A 20,902-nucleotide genomic window follows, 5' to 3' on the forward strand; every position below is an offset into this window, starting at 1 on the left:
AGGAGTCTGGGGGTGATTATTTTGAGGCAGAAAGACTCCATCGAGACGAAAGGAAAGTTGTTTGACTTCCACTGAGTCAAAGCGGTAGTTATTGGCTTCGCTGATAGGGAGTTGAATTAATTCAAAGAAGATAGAGGGGAAAGATTGAAAGAGTTGATAAAAAATCGTGTCAGTTTTCATGCTTTTATTTCTGAACTTCCCCCTAGGAATATACTAGCTATGGCTAAAAGTCTTACAGAGCCTGAGTTAAAATTTAATTTTTTAGTATTTCTGTATGGGGGAAGTCGAATACTGACTCCTAACGACCGACTCCTAACCCCCAAAGTTTTTCAGCAGACCCTAATCATATATTGGCTTCAAAAACGGGACAATAGCCTTCGGCAACCACTTTAAAACCGTAGAGGGGAGAAGCGGGATTCCAACAGCGCTGACTTTTGTAGTGGACACAGACACGACAGCAATCCATCTCCTCTAAAGCTTTGGTGATGCGATTAGGACTCTCGCTTAATAATTCCCGTTGGGAGACTCCCCGCAATAATAATTCTTCCCCTTGCCAGCGAGCTTCCACCAGTCCCGTATCCGCGAAATTACTCCACCGGGGATCCCGGGTGATCGACTCTGGTAAAGTGATAGTGATGATCGAGTCCGATTCATTTAATTCTCCCTCATAGTGACTGGGGGCCGGGGGTGTCGGTTGCATAAAGCGATCGCCAATAGGCAATTCTACCAGGGTTCCCACGGCCGGAGAATGGAGTTGATAACGGCTTTGTAATTCTTCTAAACTGGTCAAATCCGCTAGATATAGGGGCGAGCCATGGACGAACATGATATGCTGTGGTCGCAGGTTATGGATCAGTTGGGTGGTGTTGCGACTATCGCTATGTTCGGCCAGTAGATAGGTTTCTTGGCTAATTAATCCCGAACGCTGTGCCGCTTTTAATCGGGGATTCTCCAGGTTGATATCGTGCAGGTGTTGGGGAGCTAACATTAACCAAGGTTTATCCCCTTGCAGATATTTACTCACCTCCTCTAGGCGATCGATTAGTAAAATGATCGGAGTGGTTCCCCCTAGAGGTGTCGGTTTTTCTGGCAACCTTCGCAACCGGGGACAGATGCGCTCATCCCAAAATAAGGGCTGATGTTTGGCAAAATTCTGGACAGATGCGGGAAATTGTGGTAAAATTTCTAGGTAGGCATCGCAAGCTTTAGCGATCTTGCCCCCAACCCAGATATCAATGTCGCGGCCTGTGAATTGGTGGTGCGATCTCAGTAATTTTAAAATTTCTTGACCCAATCCCAAAGCGGGGACGGGTAGTAAGACATTTTGCCCCTCAGCGATCGCATGATAGATGCGATTCATCAACTGTTTTTCCTGCTGTCGTCGGTGGGGATGGCGTTCGGTGCCGTAACTGCCTTCAATAATCAGCACATCGGGGGATACTCCCCGCAGCAGATCGATCGATAATCCTTCCACCAGTTGAAAATTAGACAGGGAAAAATCGCCGGTATAGAGGACCTTATAGGTGCGTTTGGGGGTTTTGTAGGTGAAGAGAACCACGGCGGCCCCAGGTAGGTGGCCAGCCGGAAAAATCTCGACGGTGAGATCATCAAAGAGAGCGATCGGCGATCGCCATGGCCAACCCTGACAGAAACTGCCGATTTCCTCGACAGAATCGGGCCATTGTAGGGGCAGCAGTTGTACTGTCACCTCACTGGCATAAACTGGCAATTGGGGATAGGTCTGATGGAGAGCCATTAACCCACGGATGTGATCGCTGTGGGCATGACTACAGAACACCAGATCCACGGGTGGTTTTTTGTTTTGGGTCAGGGGTTGCATATCGGCCAAACCGCAATCTAAAAGTATGCGATAGGGACCGATTTTCAGGAGGAGACAAACCCCTTCCGACGCGTGACCGACACCAAAAGGTAAACAGGATAAAAGGGATTTTGACCCCCAGACGGCAGTAGAGCGTTGAACCATGGCAACCCTGATCATGATGACTGGTTAGTGAGCGGAACCATTGCCATCGTAGTTATCGCTATCGTAAAAACCGTTGCGGGTGCCGAAAAAGAGACAAGAGACGGTGAATACAGCCGTTAATGCCAACAAGATTAATTTGATGTCCATATAATTAGTGCAACTCCTCAGAGGGTATCTCCCCTCATACTAACCCAACTTTTTCGGTTGTTAGCAGCTAGGTTTCGGGTTTGACCATCGGCGCTCAACCTTTTTTAATAATCCAACTTGCCAGTAATTTGTGATGATTTTATCAAAAACTACTGAAAATTATCTAAAAACCTAGCATCTTTTGTCATAATAGTCAAGAAAAATTAACAAAAATTTAGCCTGACTTTAAATTCTCCTTTGCTAAAGTGCGACGTAATGATAGGTGTCAATTGTCTCTTTTAGACATGAGGCAAAAGCAAACAAGTTATTCATTTTGATTCAGATTAGCTCAATTCAATTATAGTTGAATTTTACTAGGAGTTTTCGATTAGAGTTGAAGGCTATTTGCTCAGATTATAAACTTAATTAAGGTTTATTAAAAAGTTTGTTAAACTTGGCTAAGTCATTGGTCTTTTCTAGAAGAGGATAACGAATTGCTGTTTGATCGACTAGACTAGATAAATACTCATAAGTGTGACGAAGTTCATAGGCATTATCATCACTTTTTGCTTGGTTACACTGCCAGCATACCAGTTGTAAATTATCAAAATCAAACATTTTTTCGGGACAGCGGGCTTTATTAATTATATGATCGATAGTGACATAATTGGGATGAAAAAATATCTGATTGATTTGATTAATAACTTTTTCCCCTTGATAATTATTATATTCGTAACCCCTTTTGATAGCTTCTGACTGGGAAGAAGTTTTAAATTCTTCGCCATGTTTCATCTTTTTGCCACAAAAAGGACAGGGTTTTTCTTTGGCCATTATTCGATATTGATTCGGGCTAATTAATCCTTTTTGGGGATGTTCGATAACTGCTAGATGTTGATTAGCATTCCAGATTTCTGCAATTTCATCGGAGCTATATAATTGAGACAACTTTGATTTTGATATTTTAGTCATGGCAGTACATAATAATCATAATAAGGGATATTTAGCCGAAGCTTTATCTGCTATTTCATGCAAATTTTTCGAGATTTTTTCTAACTCTTGTTTTCCTTCTTCAGATATTTTTTTAGCTTTTTCAGACTCAATAATGGCTAAATCAATGGCTTTGACAAGATTTCCCTTATTTAATTCATGCTCAAATAAACTGACAACTTTATAAGTATTATTTTTAAAATCCTGAAGAAGCTCCCAAGAGCTTTTAACCTTCCCCCAGCCGCTATTATAATAGCCCTTTTTTCTCGCTTGTCTTTGTTGCTCTAGGGAAAGGTCATGAAATAGTTCACTATTTCTTTTTTGCCATTGGCGATAGTTTATTTCTTCTAGTAACTTCATTGCTTCAGTTCCTGGTCATCTGCAAAGTAACGAGTGATTTCTTGCCACTTTTTATCGCCATAGTTATTAATAATATACTTTTTAATATCCCCCAGTTGTCTTCGTAGTTTATCATTAGTTTTTTCCAGAGATTCAACTGTAGAGATGGCTCGCTCTTTTATTTGTGTAATCCCATCCTGTTGTTGCTGAATAGTATTTTTTAGATCGCTCACCGCTAGATTATAACTGTCTTTATGAACTAATTCCTTTTCTAGTAAAGCCTGTTGACGTTCCTGGCCAGTTTTAGATAGACTAGCCTTTAACCATTGACCTAAACGATAAATCTCAGATTGATCAAAATCTAATAAATCTTGACGTAACTGCTCTAACTTTTGTAGCAATTCATTAACTTTTTCTTGCCAATAACTGACTTCTTGTTTAAGCTCAACATTCTGGTTGTATAAATTCTGATTACTTTTTCCTAACTGTTCAATTTTGCCCTCGTGTCTGGATATTTGCAAGGACTGATTTGAATTAACTTTGGCTCTCTCATTTCGTTCTTGTATGATAATCTGGAACAATTCCGCCGCTACAGGATCATCAAGATGTTCTACAATCCATTCTAGATGACGTGCTTTTAACCTATCGCTCAAATAGCCCTTGATTTCTATATGTTGTTCTTTCAATAGGGCTAGATTAGATTTAATGGTCATGACCGTAATTCTGACTTTAGTAAACTATCCATAGTTATTTTAGTACAAGTATAAGCTTTTGGAAAAAAGCAATCTTATCGGTCATGGTAGTTGTGCCTGTCTCTGGAAATCAACTCGGACTGACGAAAGAAACAAAGGAAAATGGAAATTTTACCGATCTAGGGCTGGCCTTTGCTATAAGTGAGCTATATAGCGCCTCCTTGGCTAGTGAGGAAATTCTCAAACGCTAAAGCTGAGAGCTTACCGCTATAACTAAGCACACGAATCACCCAGACAGAGAAAATATCATGCGTATCGCTCACGATGTCACCGAATTGGTTGGCCGCACTCCTTTAGTACAATTGAATCGGATTCCCCAGGCGGAGGGCTGTCTTGGCCGAATTGTGATGAAATTAGAAGGGATGAATCCCGCTGCTTCCGTCAAAGACCGCATTGGCACTCACATGATTAATAGCGCCGAAAAAGCGGGTTTAATCAATCCAGAAACCACGGTTTTAGTGGAACCCACCTCTGGCAATACGGGAATTGCCCTTGCGATGACTGCGGCAGCTAAGGGTTATCGCTTGATTTTAACTATGCCGGAAACGATGAGTTTAGAGCGCCGGGCGATGTTAAAAGCCTACGGTGCTACCCTAGAACTTACCCCCGGTTCCCAAGGTATGAAAGGGGCAATTTTACGCGCTCAACAAATTGTCGATAGTATCCCCGGCGCTTATATGTTGCAACAATTTCGCAACCCTTCTAACCCAGAAATTCACCGTCTCACCACTGCTGAGGAAATTTGGCAAGATACGGAGGGACAGGTAGATTTTATTGTTGCAGGTGTGGGTACTGGAGGCACAATTACGGGAGTCGCTGAATTGATTAAATCGCGTAAACCTAGTTTTCAAGTAGTCGCGGTGGAACCTTTCAATAGTCCGGTGATTTCCGGTGGTAATCCCGGTCCCCATAAAATTCAGGGTATCGGTGCGGGTTTTATTCCCGAAGTTTTACGCACAGAGCTGATTGATGAGGTAATTACTGTCAGTGATGAGGAAGCTTTTCAATTTGGTCGTCGTCTGGCAAAAGAGGAAGGGTTGCTTTCGGGGATTTCTTCCGGTGCCAATCTTTGTGCGGCGATTCAACTGGCCCAACGACCGGAAAATGAGGGTAAATTAATTGTGGTGATTCAGCCTAGTTTCGGGGAACGTTATCTGAGTACACTGATGTTCCAAAATATCGAGGAGCGCGAGTTAACTTTGGTGTAAAAAAATATCGTCTTCAGCCTCTAGCGGTCAACATTTAGCCTTAGCTTTAACTATAGCAGTTATCTTCTTGGTGGGGTAGGATTCAGTTATCAGTTATCATACTAAATCCAGTTATTAAAAACTGATTATTTATTCTCCCTTTTGCCTCTCCTCATAAGTAGCCTATACTTAACGGATTTATTATCAGATGTGAGTTTTCAGTTCACTGATTACTGTTTACTGTTCACTGATTTGAGGACGGATTTTCTCACCTGTAGGGGTATTTGTAAAGGTTGCGGTTTGATTGCTTCTTTGCTGGCAAAATTATCGAGTAAAGCCGATCGCACTTGTGCATCGGTTTCTCGCGAGAGAAGATAACGGAAGTATTCTTGGCATTGTTCTCGACGACTGGGGGAAAGTTGCATTTCACTTAAACGTCGGACTGCCATTAAGCGCATTAAGGGATCATTGACGGTTAATTTTTCTAACCAGCGATCAAAGTTTTTGGACTCATTTTGACCGCGATGGTCGAGAAAATGCCATCCTAGCAGGATTAAAGTCAAAACCGTGCCAAATCCTTGCAAAATTGAGGCCAGGGCCAACCAGCGATTTTCGGCATAGGTCCAAATGGCGACAGCGAGATAGGTGGCTAAACTGCCCAAACCGCCACAGACTACCGCTAAAGTTAACTTACCGCTATCGGCGCTGAAAAAAGCACGCCCCCACAGCCACAGCGATGGCCAGTTTTGACCCTGGAGATGGTAAACTCCGATCATCGCTCCCACCCCGGTTAAAGTGGCCAAAACTAACTGCCAATTCCACGTCCAGAGGATCAAAAAACTAGCACAAGCTGCCGCCCATGTCAAGAATTGACGGGTTTTTTTTGCCGCGAGAGTTTTCATGACTCGACGCTGCAGAGCGGGAGAAAAATAGGGAGGAAGGCGGAATACTGAAGACACGGGAAGTTTTTCACTGAGGGTTTGATGATCACTATAGCCTGTTCTCAGGCAGACAGATCATTTTTCTTGCTAAAAATCCTCCTGGGAAAAGAGCGCAGTGCTAGGGTGGGCTAAAATTGCGATCGAGAATCGGCTAAAGTTCAGGTTGGCGGGCTTAGGTGTTAAGATGGTTTGCAATCAAACTCAACTTTTTTTATTAGTAAATAGCTCAACAATATTCTGTAAACTTATATACATAACTCTAAAGAAATGTATTAATTTTAAGTCTTTAGGGCAGTAAATTCTGATCAATAATCTAGAGTGTTAAGTATAAGTACCGCATCTAATTTTACCTAGTCACGCCAGCTATCTAACTCATCTATATCACTTCCGAACAGGGTTAGAAATTCCTTTGTCTCGGTTGAGTCTTGCGGGAATTTTACCTCAAGGAAAATCTTGATAATTTTGAGTCATGATTCACTAGAATCCTCAAATATTTCGTAAACTGGCGAGTTTTAAGAAACCTAGGAGGTTCATCGCTATGAAAAGCCGTCTTATTGTTTGTTGTGATGGAACTTGGCAAGATTTAGGACAAGGTTATCCTACCAATGTTGTCAAAATGGTGCAAGCTATCACACCACTTGATGATAGTAAGGGCAATCCCATCCGTCAAATCATCTATTATGACGAAGGGATTGGGACAAAACAATCTAATGCCGAGGTAACTGATACTTTAATTAAAATTGCTGGAGGTGCTTTAGGCATTGGCATGGATCATAAGATTGAGGATGCCTATCGTTTTCTGTGCTTAAACTATCAACCTGAAGATGAAATTTATCTCTTTGGGTTTAGTCGGGGAGCTTACACTGTACGCTGTTTAGCTGGGTTAATTTATAATTGTGGTTTGTTGTATCGGGAATTTATCCGACAAATTCCCAAAGCCTACGAAATTTACCGAGAAAAACAAGACCCAAATAACGCACCTAACGGTAAAAATGCCATTGATTTCCGTAATAAGTATGGACGACGGGTTCCCATTAAGGCCTTATGCTGTTGGGATACGGTTGCTTCTTTAGGTATCCCCGATATCGTTCATTCTCTGCATTTAGATGAAAAGTTCAACGAACGTTATCGCTTTTATGATTCGACCATCAATCCCACAATTGAAAAGGCGTTTCATGCAGTTGCTATTGATGAAATTCGTAAGGTCTTTGATGTAACACTAATGCGTCCCCATTCTACCCACATCAGACAACAAAAAGAACAAGTGGTTCAAGTTTGGTTTCCTGGGGGTCATGGTTGCGTTGGGGGAGGTTCTCAGGAAGAATCTGGCCTATCTGATGGAGCTTTATTGTGGATGATGGAACAAGTCGAAGCCTTGGGTTTGGCCTTAGATAAAAGTTATATTCAACAGGAAGTTCATCCCAATTGTAGTGCGCCTTTTGATAATACGTCAAAATGGCCATTTAATGTAGCGGGGACAGCACCTCGTCAGTTTGAAGGGGATGTTAGCAATTTGCATGAAAGTGTTAAAAATCGCTGGACAGACCTGAATATTAATCCACCCTATGAACCTGCTATTCGCGAAATTCAAATGATTCTTGAGCAAGAGCTTGGTGCTTTGAGAAAGAAAGAAATAGTCTCTGTTTAGCACTTCTCTCCCTCAAAAATGTCGCTTTCACTTTACTTACATAAAAACCCATAATCTGAACTAATTAGGAGGATTTGCCATGAAAGTATCACAAAACTGTATCGATATAATCAAAAAATGGGAAGGTTGTAAGCTTACCGCTTATAAATGTCCAGCTGGCGTTTGGACAATTGGAATTGGAACAACTTGTTATCCTGATGGACGACGTGTTCGGGAAGGGGATACTATTACCGATCAACAAGCAGAAGGTTTCCTTGTCCATGAATGTGAGGAAAAAGCAAAAGCTGTGGATAAATTGGTAAATGTTGCTCTAAATCAAAATCAGTTTGACGCTTTAATTTCCTTTGCTTATAACGTAGGCATTGGAGCTTTTCAAGACAGTACCTTACGACGTCTGTTAAATCAGCCAAATTATAACGAAGCGGCTAATCAGTTTAAAGAATGGAATAAAGCAACCGTAAACGGACAAAGAGTGGTTCTTGAAGGGTTAGTTAATCGCCGTAAAGATGAAGAAGAACTATTTCGTAAAACAGATGGATTTGGTGAACCTATTGATCTAGAACCCTCTCCCCAAAGTTCCGCTACTTGGCTTAAAGGATTCTTAGAAAATCAAAATACCGTTGTTGTGGCGTATAAGGCTGCTCAAGTTGTCGAAATTATTACCCTAAAAAGTCCTCTTAAAGAAGATTTAATTGATGTATTGCGACAATATCCTAATGCTCAGAATTTCCATATCGCCGCACCAAATGATCAAATTCCAGCAGGTAATCGAGTTGAATTTGAGGGGCGTACTCAAGCTCTATCGAGGGTTGCCAATCCGCCTACTTTAGAGCGAGGATTACTGTTAAAAGGAATGACTGATAATGATGCAGGAATCTCTAGCAAAGATATTGCAGAAATGCAACAACGTTTGAAAGATTTAGGCTACTATAACGGAGAAATTGATGGGGATTTTGGCAGTGGTACTGATAATGCTGTCAGACGATTCCAAGCAGATGTTTTTGGTCAAAGTCAAGCGGATGGTAAAGTCGGAACGAAAACATGGGCTAAATTGTGGGGAGAAGATGGTGTAGTTTCTACAGATCAACCACAACCTGGAAAAACCTACCTGCGATTAACAAAAACTAACCGTAAAGATCGCTTTGGTTGTTATGTTTTGCTCCTAGAATATATCAAGAATGGTCAAGTCAAAGATAGTCTTGAGGTGTGTTCAGGACAACCTAATCGGCAATTTTTCCGCGCTGGTTCTCAGAGCGTTTCTGGCTCAATGGAACCGCTACCTGAAGGTCAATGGTATATCAATAATATTAATTGGGCAAATAGCAAAGATAAATATGGCCCTGTCGTTTTTAATAATGGCTTAGGACCTGTTAGCACACCGATTGGTTATAAAGGTCCTAATTCTACACGGCGCAGTGCGATCGAAATTCATATTGATTGGAATCGAGTAACATCTGCTGGAAATCCTAATTCTCCCGGTACGGCTGGTTGTATTGGAATATACAATATTGCAGATTACAAAAAATTTGTCAGTTGGTTACGGGAAAATGAGAATCCACAACTGCGCGACTTGTATGTCAATTGGGGATTAGGAACTTGTCCTCAACCTCAATAATAGCTTACTCAAGGGTGATCATAATGATCTTTCATAGTGATCACCCTACTCTTTTTTGATTCGGTGATTTACTCACGAACAATGTACAAACTTTTACTGGCATCAGCCTTATTCGTAAGTGTGGTGATTAACCCTCTCCACGCAGAACAGTGTGAACAGTTTGCTGTTACCGCTTCGGATGGTTATGTCAATGTGCGTTCTGTTCCTAGGGTTCAAAAAAATAATATTGTTGGTACATTACCAACTGGATTTTCTCTTTCTCTGACAATAAAACGTCAAGGTTGGTGGCAAATTAATAGCCCTTTTCAGGGTTGGGTTGCGGGTAACGAAATCGGCAAAGTTTCTTGTGATACAGCCCATTATCTTTTATACGAAGTGGGATATCCTACCATGAATCATTTAAGTAAACAGGCAATACAAGGTAATCGCATGGCCGCAGAAACCCTCATTAAAATGTCTGGCGCAATGGATGGGGTAAATGCAGAAATTTATGCCGAATCCATTACCAATTTTGCCAACCAAAACCCGAATTTTTTGCTCTCAATTTTAAAACAGCAATCTTCATTAAATCGTCAAATGTCATTACGATTAATTGATTTTGGACTCGGCATTAGTAACTCATCCGAGCGTCAAAAATTTGAAGCAATTATTATTCAATTGCCTTCTGACAACATGGTCAAACAGGATTGGCAGAATAGAAATAGATAATGATTTGCGTTTAATTGTATTTTCATGTTAAGTAGAGGTTGACACCATGAACAATAATCTTTCTTCTCAAGATAAAGAGATTTCTGAAATCAACAAAAATCGTTCAGAAACTACTTGGAATTGGGTTAATAGTCTTAACACAATAATACTTGTGATTATTGCAGTTTTTGGTGGGATTACAAATCATAAATTGGACATTCTGAAACAGGAACTTGAATTTGCAAAGTTCATGGAAAGTACGATTGACAATCTATCAAAAGATGAGAAACAAAGGGAAATTGCTTTGAGTGTTCTGTATTCATTATTTATTGTAGAAAAGCAAGACGAATTAAGCTAAAAAAAAGGATTTACAATACCATTTGTTTTAGAAAAAAAAGAAATTAAAATACCGCACAGAAAGTTTTGGATAGATATTTCTGACACAATTCTTCGGGTTAATTACAATAACTTATTATCCCAAAGTCCAGAATCTCTAGCCACAAGTAAAACCATTGATATTCTTTGTTTTCTCAAAGATGATAAATGCAAGGGTTGGCGAGATAAAACTTTTAAGTTGGCTGAACCGAATCCTGCTGAAATTCCTAAAAAAGGAGAAAAAATAGAATTGTCTCCAGAACAAGAAAATAAAAGGACATTTGTCAATGCTATCTTTAATGAATCAAAAGAAGGTCAAGGTAAAAAAGGGTTAGTTTTTATTCAATATAACAATCAAAATAAGAAGGAAGATATTGAGAAATTGAGAAAAACATTATCAGAAAAATGGAATGCTCCAGGGATAGAATTTATTGAGGAATATAAGTCTCCTTCTGGCAAATATGGAGATATTCGATATTTTCATACGGAAGAAAAAGCGTTAGCTAATGAGTTACAGGTAACTCTTAAACAAAAGTATTGTCCTGAAAAACCAGAGGGATGTTTTGTTAGCCATGATCTATCGGAAAATTATCCTAATCTCCCTAAAAAACAATTTGAAATTTGGATTGATGTCAACAAAATACCAGAGCCATTTCATTAAGCTAATTATTTAGTGTGATTTCAAATCTCACAGCCTTTATAAAAAAGGAGGAAAGGTAATGCAAAACACAAATCTCCCTGTAACCATAGACTCAAAACTAATCTGGAACGATACAGGAATTAATCTTGTCGCTGGACAAGAATATCATTTTCAAGCAACAGGTCAATGGACAGACTGGACAATTACCTCTAATGCTGATGGTTATGAAAGTCCTAATTTCTTTCTGAAACTATGTGAAGGACTACGACGAATGCCTAATTCTCCTTGGTTTTCAATGATTGGTTCAATTGATAAAGATCAAGATAGTTTCTTCCTCATTGGCACAAATAAACAGTTTATAGCCCCAAAAACAGGACGGCTTTACTGCTTTGCTAACGATGTGATCATCGCCTATGGCAATAATCGAGACAGCATCCAACTCACTGTAACTTCCTTAACTTGACAAGTCGGACTTAAAAGCCTTGAATTTAACCTTTGGCTAGGCCGGGAGTGGCTTAACCATCTACCACCTCTTGATTTCAGGCTATATATCTTAATTTCATATCCCCCAGAGTCTCAGAAGATCGATAAGCATAATCATCTCGATATCGTTAAAAATCACTAATTACTGTTGACTAACTCCTGCTTAATTACTCGATAATTTTGATGGGCAAGGGGTAAAGTAAACCAAAACTGTGAGCCAATCTGGGGGGTACTTTTTACTCCAATTCTCCCGGAGTGAGCCTCGATAATTTGCCGACATTGGTAGGAACCTAAACCGATTCCCGTTAGGTGTTGATTATGAAGATTTCTTACATATAAATGGAAAAGATGTTGACATTGTTCTTCGTCCATGCCAATGCCATTATCGCTTAAAGTGCAGTAGAGCATATCTTGGTCAATACGAGCATCTAAAGCTAATTGAATCGGTGGAGGATTATGTTTTAAGGCATTATTTAATAATTGTTCAAAAACACTTCTTAGCTGACAAGGATCGGCATCAATAGCGGGTAAGTTATCGGGGAGAAGATTAATAAAAGTAGCTTGGTATAAATCAAAATCTTTTTGCCAATCTTTGAGCCAAATTTTCACCTGTTCTTTTAAAGATAGAGGTTGACGATGCAAGATTAAAGGCCGTTCTTCAGCAAAATGATTTTCTGATAAAGCATTAATTAAAGTTAATTGTCGATCACAACTACGCACCACCTGATCGAGCATTGCTCGCGAGATAGTTACTTTTTCTGTTTGCCGACACTGTAAATTTTTTAATAACATCATTAATCCCATAATCGAAGTGCGGAGATCGTGGGATACTGCCTGTAAAAAAACCGTTTTCATTTCGTATAAACGCTGAATTTCTCGGACTTTTTCCCGCAGTTCCAGGGTTCTGGCTGCCACTTCCTGTTCTAAATTATTATTCAAGCTTTGCACCCTCTGATATAGTTGCGCTTGGCCGATAGCGATACAAACTTGGGTGGCTAACTGTTCTAATAATTTGACCTCGCTTTTTTGCCAATGACGGGGATGGGAATATTGATGGACAACTAAAGCACCTAAATGTTGATTATTAACCGTTAGAGGTAAAACTAAAGAGGATTTAACTTGCAGGTATTCGTAATAACCCTTGAGAGTGGGCAGAGTTTGCACCTTAGCGGTATTATCGGCAATAATTAACTTATCTAAAGAAAATAATTGTCCCAATTCTTCTAGTAATTCTGGTTCGGGAAACCAACCCATGAGCGGGGGAATCTGGGGACGACGGGACTCGGCGATTACCTTGGCCCAACCCCCCTCTTGACAGTGACCAATATAGACTTGGTCGGCATCGAGAAAATTTCTAATTTCCTCAACAATGGTATTCAAAACCTGATCTATATCTAAAGATTGATGGACTTTTAAAGCAACTTGTGTTAATAAATGTTCTCGTTCTAAAGTTTCATTTAAAGCTCGATCGATCTGTTGTCTTTCGGTAATCGCCGCCGATAAAAACAGAGAAGTTGACATGACAATGACTAAAAAGATTTGTAAGATCAGGACACCTCTGGTATAATCGGGAGCCTGTAGGATAAAAGGGCTGATTCCCCCAGCTAATCCCATCAAAGCTAAAATAGATACTAAAAAATTCGCTATTACCGCTCCCCAAGTCTGAAAACGCATGGCGGCCCAAACCACAAAGGGAAAAGGCAGATATTCGAGGTACTGCACCATACTCCAATCGGGGTTAAGAAAATTTGGTTGATCACCAAAAACCACGGAAGTCACCACCGTTAGCAAACTCAGACAAAGTAAGGCCTCGCCAAGGCGTTGGGGTTGCCGTGGTTCTCGCAGGGAGTGATGATTGAAGAAAAAACGCAACAGCAGCGGCGTGGTCATTAAGATTCCCGTACTATCTCCGAGCCAGATAATGCCCCAAGACTGTCCAAATTGTCGCCAATCCCAAGTATTTAGCCAACTACGGGCAAAAGTATCGATAGTGGCATTGACTGCCGAGGCTAATAGGGCCGCTAAAAATACCAGTAAAAGGATATCGCGAATACGCTGTAAAGTGGCGGAAAATCTCAGATAATGCAGGAATTGCGCCCCTAACAGAGCCGATAAACTGCTCCCGAGCGCCGAAAATAGGGCTATGGGCCAACTGGCCCCTAAAAAGAAGGTAAGAAGCAAATCACCGATAAAAACGCCTAAAACTAGCCTTTTTCCCCCTAAAAAAACAGCAGTTAAGCCAATACCAGCACTCATCCAAATCGGGGAAGGTCGCAACCCTAAATTTAAGCAGAGATAGCCTAGCCAACCAACACCCAGATAAACTAGGGCAACAAGCACAATTTTAGACCGATCTGATGAAATCTGTAGCATTTTCAGTTATCAGTTATCAGTTATCAGTTATCAGTTATCAGTTATCAGATTTGAGTTCTAAGTGAGCAGTATGTATTAAGCGAGCAGTATTAAATAGTAGTTTCCCACTGTCTTTTCACTGATTACTGATTACTGTTTACTGATCACTGGTCACTGATCACTGATCACTGGTCACTGAATCACTGTTAATCTATCTCCAGATTGCCTAAACTAGGAGTAGTTCTGCCTCATGCAGATGGGTGAAAACCGTACATTTTCCCGTTAGGAATCAAAGATCATGCGGATTTTAATTGTTGAAGACGATCCTTTAATGCAGTTAGGTTTAGAACAAGCACTTAGTGAACAGCCGGATTTTGAGATTGTCGGTCAAGCTAGTGATGGTCTAGCGGGGGTACAATTAGCCCTATCCCTACGGCCGGATTTAGTGGTCATGGACATCGGTTTACCCCGTCTCGATGGCATTGCGGCAACTAAACAGATTAAGGAGGGTTTAGCTAATGTTCATGTGGTCATGCTCACTTCCCACACTCTGCAACAGGAAGTGATCGCGGCGCTGGCTAGTGGTGCTGATGCCTATTGTATCAAGGGAGCGAGTCTCGATCGCCTTTTGGCCGCCATTGAAGCGGCCAAGGACGGGGCCACCTATTTAGACCCCCAAATTGCTCGTTTAGTCATGGATAATCTCAAACCGCCGGCAGTGCAACCTCATGCCAATCTAGCACTTTTATCGGAGCGAGAAATGGAGGTTTTAAAGTTAATTGTCGAGGGCAAAAGTAACGCTGAAATCGCCGAACAACTTTATTTAAGTACCAATACGATTAAAACCCATGTGCGGGGAATTATGAATAAATTAGCCGTGGACGACCGAGTACAAGCGGCCGTAATTGCCCTGCGATCGGGTATTGTTTAAGGAGAAAATGGCGATTTACTTATCCCCTATTCGATGCTTCTCTAATCACCTCTAAAACCTCTGAAGCATGGGAAATAGTCGGGACGTGACCGGATGCCAAAACCACTGTCTTTGCTCCCATTCTCTCGGCCAAATTAAACTGTAATTCTGGGGGTACGGCTTGATCTTGACTAGAGACAATATACCAATTCGGCGCAGCTAGGTCATCGGCTAGAGAAGTGAGAGGATTTTGCACTGTGATCGCTGCGTATCCTTCGGCTAATAACTGGCAGTTATCTGATTATAACTAGAACCATCAGCCCAAAAATCGTGAACCAAAACAATATTGTTAATTCTGTTCATAAGATCTCTTACAAAACTCGAATTACTGTTAGAATAGGGAAAGCCGTTTACAAAACGATACAAACCTCAAGCCTTAAACACTTCCTCAATTCTTAGGGGTTAGAATACGGGAAGACCTTTACAAAACTATACAAACTCATGACCGTTGCTTACCCTCGTAAATTCAAGAAGACGATGAGCGCTCGCGACATCATGAAGCGGGTCATTAGCGATCGCGAAATTCATCTTGTCACCCTCAACCGCTACCGCTACAACGAACAACGTAGCTGTAAAGACCTCACCGAACTGATCGAAACCTTAGACGGACAACCGAAAGAACTGATCCAGGATCTTTCCCACCACGTTGCCGATGAGGCCCGCCATGCCTACTGGTTAACCGATTTATTGATCGAATTGGGGGCCGATGTGGGGAAACCGCCGGGGTTGTCCTATATCGATGAATTTGAACGTCTTCTCGATCAAGATCAATTCCAAGGCGAAGAACAAAGGGAAGATGGACTGATTGCGGCCCTAGCGGCAATTAACGTCACGGAAAAACGGGGATGCCAATACTTTGCCGCCCATATCTATGCCCTCAAAGCAGGGGAACAAACCCCAGAAAATCTGAAAATTCAGGAAACGATCGCCAAAATTTTTCCTGAAGAAGCGGGTCATGTGCGTTGGGGCAATCGTTGGTTAGCCAAAATTGCCCAAAAAAGCCCCGAACATCGGCAAAAAGTCGAAAAAGCGAAGGCCAAATACTCAGCGATCGAACAGGCCGCCTATGAATCGGGTATGGATATCACCCTGGGGGCAGAATTGCGCCGCGTCGGTCATTTAATGGAAATCGCCGCTACTATGCCGCTTTGGGAACGTCCTCAATATCTGATGGAACGTTTACCCCAAACCCTTCTCGACCCGAAATTGCAATTATTCCGGGTAGAAGCGGCGCAAAAAGCCTGGAATCGTGATCCACAAATGTTTATGGAACGCTTTTTGCCGATGTTTTTTAATGCAGACGGCAATATCGGCAAAAAAGAGAAAGTCAACTAATTTAATCTTGATTTTCAGGGGTAATCATTCAGCGATCGCCGAAGAAATGTTAATCGAGGATCGAGAAAATCAGCTATTGTTTTAAATAGGGGTGAGTTCTCAGCTTTAGGGCCGGAGAATCACCACTTTTTTACTGTTTATTTTAGCTTTTCTTTTTTGGATTATGCGTCTTTTAGCTGCCTTCGATCGCTATCCCGATAGTGTATCGTTAACCCTAGAACCAGTAGCCACCGACTCGCAAAAATTTGATTTATATTTAACTTTACACCTACAAGCTCAAATTCAATCTCTCCTCGGCGGGGAAATTAAATGGGGACTAAAAGGAGGAAAATTAGATTTTGTTTTAGTTAATTGTCACCTAGTACCTAATCCTCTTTCTAGTCAAGAGTTATACATAAATCGTATTAATAATCATCAATGGCGGTTATCCTTCAAAAGTCCTCAGTCAATATTTACAGGAGCGATCGAAAGGATTAACCTAGTAACCGTCAGTGTCGAGGAAGAACCTTATCATCTGACGGTGCAATTTTCGCTGACAGCTGCCGATATCTGTATCACGGAAACATCGGGATTATGGAAACACGATATAAGTCCCAATAAACATAGTATTTTAGAGCGAAAGTTAGCATTTTTCCTGATGGAAAATCAATTTGATGCTTTTTTGAGTCGTATTTCTTTGGGTTCATCGCAGGTAGAATTAGATACTGTTCTAGTTGAACCGAAAGCGGCAGCATCAGAAAATTTAGAGAAATTGCCAGCACAAATCGAGGCAGTTTATGCTTCTGTTAGTGATGATTTTCTGGAATTAGTCCAATTAGCTGAACTCGATCCCCTAACGGATTTTACTGGGGCAAATCTCCTAGCAGCGGAATTAAGTGGTATATCTTTAGGCATGGCTAATCTCTATCAAGCGAATCTGCGGGGGGCCAATTTAACCGATGCTGATTTAAGTGAAATTAACGGCAGTCATGCTAGTTTTAGGGGAGCGGATTTAAGCGGAGCCTTATTAGCTAATGCCGATTTAAGTTATGCTGATTTTTACCGTTCTAGTTTGGCTTTAGCTAATTTAATTGGCTCCAATTTAGAAGGAGCTAATTTAGTTGAAGTCAACATCACTCAAGCGAATTTTAGCGGGGCAAAAGTGAAGGGAACAAAGTTTGCCGATAACGTGGGTATGACCGAGGAATTAAGGGAAAATTTACGCTTGCGCGGGGCTTTCTGCGATTAGTCAACTATTAAGCTTCTATGGTAAATTGATAGGATTCCTGCCAAGTATTGCCGAGCATTTCTTCGTTTTCTTCTTGATAATCCTGGTAAACTTTGCCTATTTTTTGACCTACATAGCTATCTTGATCGCACCTATTGATCAAGGATATATTAATTACTCCCTGCTCAAATCTTGTCTCTCCTCATACATTCATTTTTTCTCATTCCCTACGCCTAATTATTATCATTCAAACATGGGTAAATTAGTATTTATGTCAAGTTTTTAACAATTTTTCTGGAAAAAAGTTTAAATTATTTTAAGTAATTTGTCAGTTTATTAAAATCTATGTCAAAATGTGATCACTAAACTGTTCCGCAGTTCCGGCGTTCCCGAAAACCAGAGACTTCCTACTGCTATAGCTAAAAATTGAGTTTAGTATCAAGGAAAACTAGAATTGTCTATGAACACATTTACTCCCCATCAAATTGTTAGTTTATTCTGCAAAAATCGAACTTTATACGGAGAAGTAATTCAGGTGATCGAAAGTCGTTCGGCTCTTTGGGTGCGTCCTCTTTGGTTAATTGTAGCCGATAATTTTGAGACAATTGATGTGCGGGAAGGTTCCGATTTAATCCTGCCGATGGACTTATTTAAACCCGCCTTAGACACGGAAGTTTTACCCCTATTCTCCCAAGTAATTAAAGATAATTATATCACTAATATTTCCTATCCTCTCCAGGAATTTGTGCAGAAAGTTTGTCAAAATTATCCCGAATATTTTCAGAAAAATCTATGATTGATGAAGGTTACGTTAAATACGATTGTACTTGGATTCCTGACCGTCCCTTAATAAGCTCAGAGATTGCAGAATTAAATTATTGGCGCAATCGCCTCTATCAACTGGGATTAATCGGTCAATACGATAACGGAATCGGTTTTGGGAATGTGAGTCAACGAGGAAAAATAGACAAAGAAATCATTATTTCTGGCACTAACACCGGGGGGATTCCAGTATTAAATGAATCCCATTACACCACAGTTATAGACTACGATTGGAGAGAAAATCGGGTCACTTGTCGGGGAACAATTGCCGCTTCTTCAGAAACCTTAACTCATGGAGCAATTTATGAAGCGAATCCCCAGATTAATGGGGTGATTCATATTCATCATCGCCCCCTGTGGCAAAATTTAATGTATCGAGTGCCGACCACTCAAGAAAATATCGCCTATGGAACCCCAGAAATGGCCGCAGAAATTATCCGTTTATGTCAAGAAGAGCGTCTAGAGGAGCAACAAATTTTAGTGATGAGTGGTCATGAAGAAGGAATTATCGCCTTTGGGCAAGATTTAGCAAAAGCGGGCAACTTATTATTATCCTATTACCAGCAATCTCAATCATCTTGAAATTGACCTCCTTTCCAACTCACCGCCAGGGAGACAAAAGTGGTTTTGATTTAGTCGTTTTCATGTTAACTTATTCTGTAGATTTTCGTTTTTAAGGAATGCCATCGTGATCAACATCTTCCATCATCTATCTGTCTCGATCGACTTTTCGCCTCTTACCAATGTCTTGATGACTATTTCCGAGCAAGACGTGGATGTCATCGGCAATGTCCAGAAAGCCTTCTCAAATTTCGTCAAAACTGGGCAAGCATTGGCCCTATTAATCGGTTTCATTGCCGGTTATATGTTTCGAGGTTTTACTTCTTATTAGCTTTTCGCCTATGGGCATTCAGCCAGAGTGAGCAATTCTTGCTATTCTTATGTTTGTAGGGTTGGAGATTTTTCTAACCTGAAGCGGTAATGCTATCAGCGCCGGATTATTCCCCAAAATTGTCCAGCATATTTTGGTTAACTTTATCCACAATCATCTAACGAAAACAGTGACAGCAAAGAAAACTTGGAGCGATCGCTTTGAAGGTAGTCTCCATCCTACGATCGTAGAATTTAACGCCAGTATTGGCTTTGATATCGAATTAATCGAGTACGATCTCACCGGATCGATCGCTCACGCTAAAATGCTCGCCTATACGGGTATTATCAGCCCCGAAGAAGCAGATAGTCTCGTCTCTGGATTGGAACAAATTCGTCAAGAATACCGCACCGGCAACTTTAACCCCGGCATCGATCAAGAGGACGTGCATTTTGCCGTGGAACGTCGTTTAACCGAGATCGTGGGAGATGTGGGCAAAAAACTGCACACGGCCCGTTCGCGCAACGATCAGGTAGGAACGGATATTCGTCTGTATCTTAGACAACAAATTGATGATATTAGGCAAGAAATTCGCAATTTTCAGCAAGCTTTAGTCAATCACGCCGAAAACCATCTGGAAACCCTGATCCCCGGTTATACCCACCTACAGCGCGCTCAACCGATTAGTTTAGCCCATCATCTCCTCGCTTATTTTCAAATGGCCGAACGGGATCACCAAAGATTAGGGCAAATTCGCGCCAGGACTAATATTTCGCCCCTAGGATGTGGCGCTTTAGCGGGGACGACTTTTCCGATTGATCGTCATTACAGCGCCAATTTACTCGATTTTGAGCAGGTGTATAACAATAGTCTCGATGGAGTTAGCGATCGAGATTTTGCCATTGAATTTATGACGGCCGCTAGTCTGATTATGGTCCACCTGAGCCGTTTGAGCGAAGAAATGATTCTCTGGTCTTCCCAAGAATTTAGTTTTATCACTCTCACCGATAGTTGTGCCACGGGATCTAGCATTATGCCCCAGAAAAAAAATCCCGATGTTCCCGAATTAGTGCGCGGCAAAACAGGGCGGGTTTTTGGGCATTTACAGGCGTTATTGACCTTAATGAAGGGTTTACCCCTGGCCTATAACAAAGACTTGCAGGAGGACAAGGAGGCGTTATTTGATGGCGTTAAAACCGTGCGGATTTGTTTGCAAGCGATGACGGTACTTTTAGCCACCGGGATTCAATTTAAAACCGACCGATTAGCTAACGCAGTTGCGGAAGATTTTTCTAATGCGACGGATGTGGCGGATTATTTAGCCAGTAAGGGAATTCCCTTCCGAGAAGCTTATAATTTAGTCGGGAAAGTCGTTAAAAGCAGTTTGGCAGCGGGTAAGTTATTAAAAGATTTAACCCTGACGGAATGGCAAGAATTACATCCAGCTTTTGAGGCCGATATCTATGACGCGATCGCTCCTCGTCAGGTGGTGGCGGCCCGTAATAGCTATGGTGGCACAGGTTTTGAACAAGTGCGATCGGCTTTAATTCAGGCTAAAGCCATTCTCGATCATGATTGATA

24 protein-coding genes are annotated in these 20,902 nt (G+C 41.2%); 14 read left to right on the forward strand and 10 right to left on the reverse strand.

The window, feature by feature from the left end; genetic code table 11:
- The 6 genes from IM473_RS03355 to IM473_RS03380 form a co-directional block, all read right to left on the reverse strand.
- Nucleotides 1-180, reverse strand: a 180-nt coding sequence (locus IM473_RS03355) for a DUF2887 domain-containing protein (protein WP_287660298.1), incomplete at its 3' end; no start/stop codon positions are given.
- Between the two features lie 163 nt (nt 181-343).
- Nucleotides 344-1,984, reverse strand: coding sequence for an MBL fold metallo-hydrolase (locus IM473_RS03360; protein ID WP_287660299.1), 1,641 nt, complete (start codon nt 1,982-1,984; stop codon nt 344-346).
- Between the two features lie 24 nt (nt 1,985-2,008).
- A complete protein-coding gene (locus tag IM473_RS03365) occupies nt 2,009-2,131 on the reverse strand; it encodes a DUF8629 family protein (RefSeq protein ID WP_002737208.1) in 123 nt (40 codons plus the stop codon).
- A 405-nt stretch (nt 2,132-2,536) separates the two neighbouring features.
- Nucleotides 2,537-3,055: an HNH endonuclease gene (locus tag IM473_RS03370; RefSeq protein ID WP_287690353.1), complete on the reverse strand. Its 519-nt coding sequence runs from the start codon at nt 3,053-3,055 to the stop codon at nt 2,537-2,539.
- A 39-nt stretch (nt 3,056-3,094) separates the two neighbouring features.
- Entirely contained in the window at nt 3,095-3,457 is a 363-nt protein-coding gene (locus IM473_RS03375; protein ID WP_287660301.1) for a hypothetical protein, read from the reverse strand.
- The gene (locus tag IM473_RS03380) at nt 3,454-4,149 is read right to left on the reverse strand and encodes a hypothetical protein (protein ID WP_002800886.1); all 696 of its coding nucleotides are present in this window, start codon (nt 4,147-4,149) and stop codon (nt 3,454-3,456) included. The genes IM473_RS03375 and IM473_RS03380 overlap by 4 nt, the downstream gene beginning before the upstream one ends.
- 287 nt (nt 4,150-4,436) lie before the next feature.
- Here IM473_RS03380 and cysK point away from each other — a divergent pair, with 287 nt between their 5' ends.
- On the forward strand, nt 4,437-5,396 hold the full coding sequence (gene cysK, locus IM473_RS03385) for a cysteine synthase A (protein ID WP_287660302.1): 960 nt from the start codon (nt 4,437-4,439) through the stop codon (nt 5,394-5,396).
- Nucleotides 5,397-5,605: 209 nt separating this feature from the next.
- Here the strand turns inward: cysK and IM473_RS03390 are convergent, their stop codons facing one another.
- Complete coding sequence (locus IM473_RS03390) at nt 5,606-6,334, reverse strand: hypothetical protein (protein ID WP_287660303.1); 729 nt, start codon at nt 6,332-6,334, stop codon at nt 5,606-5,608.
- Nucleotides 6,335-6,854: 520 nt separating this feature from the next.
- Here IM473_RS03390 and IM473_RS03395 point away from each other — a divergent pair.
- The 6 genes from IM473_RS03395 to IM473_RS03420 all read left to right on the forward strand — a co-directional run bounded on the left by IM473_RS03395 (nt 6,855) and on the right by IM473_RS03420 (nt 11,744).
- On the forward strand, nt 6,855-7,964 hold the full coding sequence (locus IM473_RS03395; protein WP_287660304.1) for a T6SS phospholipase effector Tle1-like catalytic domain-containing protein: 1,110 nt from the start codon (nt 6,855-6,857) through the stop codon (nt 7,962-7,964).
- A 79-nt stretch (nt 7,965-8,043) separates the two neighbouring features.
- Complete coding sequence (locus IM473_RS03400; RefSeq protein ID WP_287660305.1) at nt 8,044-9,579, forward strand: glycoside hydrolase family protein; 1,536 nt, start codon at nt 8,044-8,046, stop codon at nt 9,577-9,579.
- A gap of 81 nt (nt 9,580-9,660) precedes the next feature.
- Nucleotides 9,661-10,287 (forward strand): SH3 domain-containing protein, encoded by a 627-nt coding sequence (locus IM473_RS03405; RefSeq protein ID WP_287660306.1) that lies wholly within the window; start codon nt 9,661-9,663, stop codon nt 10,285-10,287.
- Nucleotides 10,288-10,333: 46 nt separating this feature from the next.
- Nucleotides 10,334-10,624, forward strand: coding sequence for a hypothetical protein (locus IM473_RS03410; protein WP_287660307.1), 291 nt, complete (start codon nt 10,334-10,336; stop codon nt 10,622-10,624).
- 216 nt (nt 10,625-10,840) lie between these two features.
- Nucleotides 10,841-11,302, forward strand: a complete 462-nt coding sequence (locus tag IM473_RS03415; protein WP_287660308.1) for a hypothetical protein — start codon at nt 10,841-10,843, stop codon at nt 11,300-11,302.
- A 58-nt stretch (nt 11,303-11,360) separates the two neighbouring features.
- Nucleotides 11,361-11,744: a hypothetical protein gene (locus tag IM473_RS03420; protein WP_287660309.1), complete on the forward strand. Its 384-nt coding sequence runs from the start codon at nt 11,361-11,363 to the stop codon at nt 11,742-11,744.
- 158 nt (nt 11,745-11,902) lie between these two features.
- Here the strand turns inward: IM473_RS03420 and IM473_RS03425 are convergent, their stop codons facing one another.
- Nucleotides 11,903-14,137: a sensor histidine kinase gene (locus IM473_RS03425; RefSeq protein WP_287660310.1), complete on the reverse strand. Its 2,235-nt coding sequence runs from the start codon at nt 14,135-14,137 to the stop codon at nt 11,903-11,905.
- A gap of 277 nt (nt 14,138-14,414) precedes the next feature.
- Here IM473_RS03425 and IM473_RS03430 point away from each other — a divergent pair, with 277 nt between their 5' ends.
- A complete protein-coding gene (locus tag IM473_RS03430; RefSeq protein WP_287660311.1) occupies nt 14,415-15,047 on the forward strand; it encodes a response regulator in 633 nt (210 codons plus the stop codon).
- Nucleotides 15,048-15,066: 19 nt separating this feature from the next.
- On the opposite strand, the gene IM473_RS03435 is transcribed toward IM473_RS03430, so the two are convergent.
- The gene (locus tag IM473_RS03435) at nt 15,067-15,282 is read right to left on the reverse strand and encodes an alpha/beta fold hydrolase (protein WP_287660312.1); all 216 of its coding nucleotides are present in this window, start codon (nt 15,280-15,282) and stop codon (nt 15,067-15,069) included.
- A 245-nt stretch (nt 15,283-15,527) separates the two neighbouring features.
- Between IM473_RS03435 and IM473_RS03440 the strand changes: the two genes are divergently transcribed.
- Complete coding sequence (locus tag IM473_RS03440; RefSeq protein WP_287660313.1) at nt 15,528-16,421, forward strand: ferritin-like domain-containing protein; 894 nt, start codon at nt 15,528-15,530, stop codon at nt 16,419-16,421.
- A 163-nt stretch (nt 16,422-16,584) separates the two neighbouring features.
- The gene (locus IM473_RS03445) at nt 16,585-17,649 is read left to right on the forward strand and encodes a pentapeptide repeat-containing protein (RefSeq protein ID WP_287660314.1); all 1,065 of its coding nucleotides are present in this window, start codon (nt 16,585-16,587) and stop codon (nt 17,647-17,649) included.
- Between the two features lie 7 nt (nt 17,650-17,656).
- Here IM473_RS03445 and IM473_RS03450 read toward each other — a convergent pair whose 3' ends face one another.
- On the reverse strand, nt 17,657-17,791 hold the full coding sequence (locus IM473_RS03450) for a hypothetical protein (protein WP_287660315.1): 135 nt from the start codon (nt 17,789-17,791) through the stop codon (nt 17,657-17,659).
- A gap of 297 nt (nt 17,792-18,088) precedes the next feature.
- On the opposite strand from IM473_RS03450, the gene IM473_RS03455 reads away from it, so the two are divergent.
- The 4 genes from IM473_RS03455 to argH all read left to right on the forward strand — a co-directional run bounded on the left by IM473_RS03455 (nt 18,089) and on the right by argH (nt 20,900).
- Nucleotides 18,089-18,424, forward strand: coding sequence for a hypothetical protein (locus IM473_RS03455; RefSeq protein ID WP_287660316.1), 336 nt, complete (start codon nt 18,089-18,091; stop codon nt 18,422-18,424).
- A complete protein-coding gene (locus IM473_RS03460) occupies nt 18,421-19,032 on the forward strand; it encodes a class II aldolase/adducin family protein (RefSeq protein ID WP_287660317.1) in 612 nt (203 codons plus the stop codon). Before IM473_RS03455 ends, IM473_RS03460 begins: the two co-directional genes overlap by 4 nt.
- 106 nt (nt 19,033-19,138) lie before the next feature.
- The gene (locus IM473_RS03465) at nt 19,139-19,342 is read left to right on the forward strand and encodes a hypothetical protein (RefSeq protein WP_287660318.1); all 204 of its coding nucleotides are present in this window, start codon (nt 19,139-19,141) and stop codon (nt 19,340-19,342) included.
- Between the two features lie 169 nt (nt 19,343-19,511).
- On the forward strand, nt 19,512-20,900 hold the full coding sequence (gene argH, locus IM473_RS03470; protein WP_002735516.1) for an argininosuccinate lyase: 1,389 nt from the start codon (nt 19,512-19,514) through the stop codon (nt 20,898-20,900).
- The last annotated feature ends 2 nt before the right edge of the window (nt 20,901-20,902 follow it).

Source organism: Microcystis sp. M015S2, assembly GCF_020245945.1.
Classification (GTDB): domain Bacteria; phylum Cyanobacteriota; class Cyanobacteriia; order Cyanobacteriales; family Microcystaceae; genus Microcystis.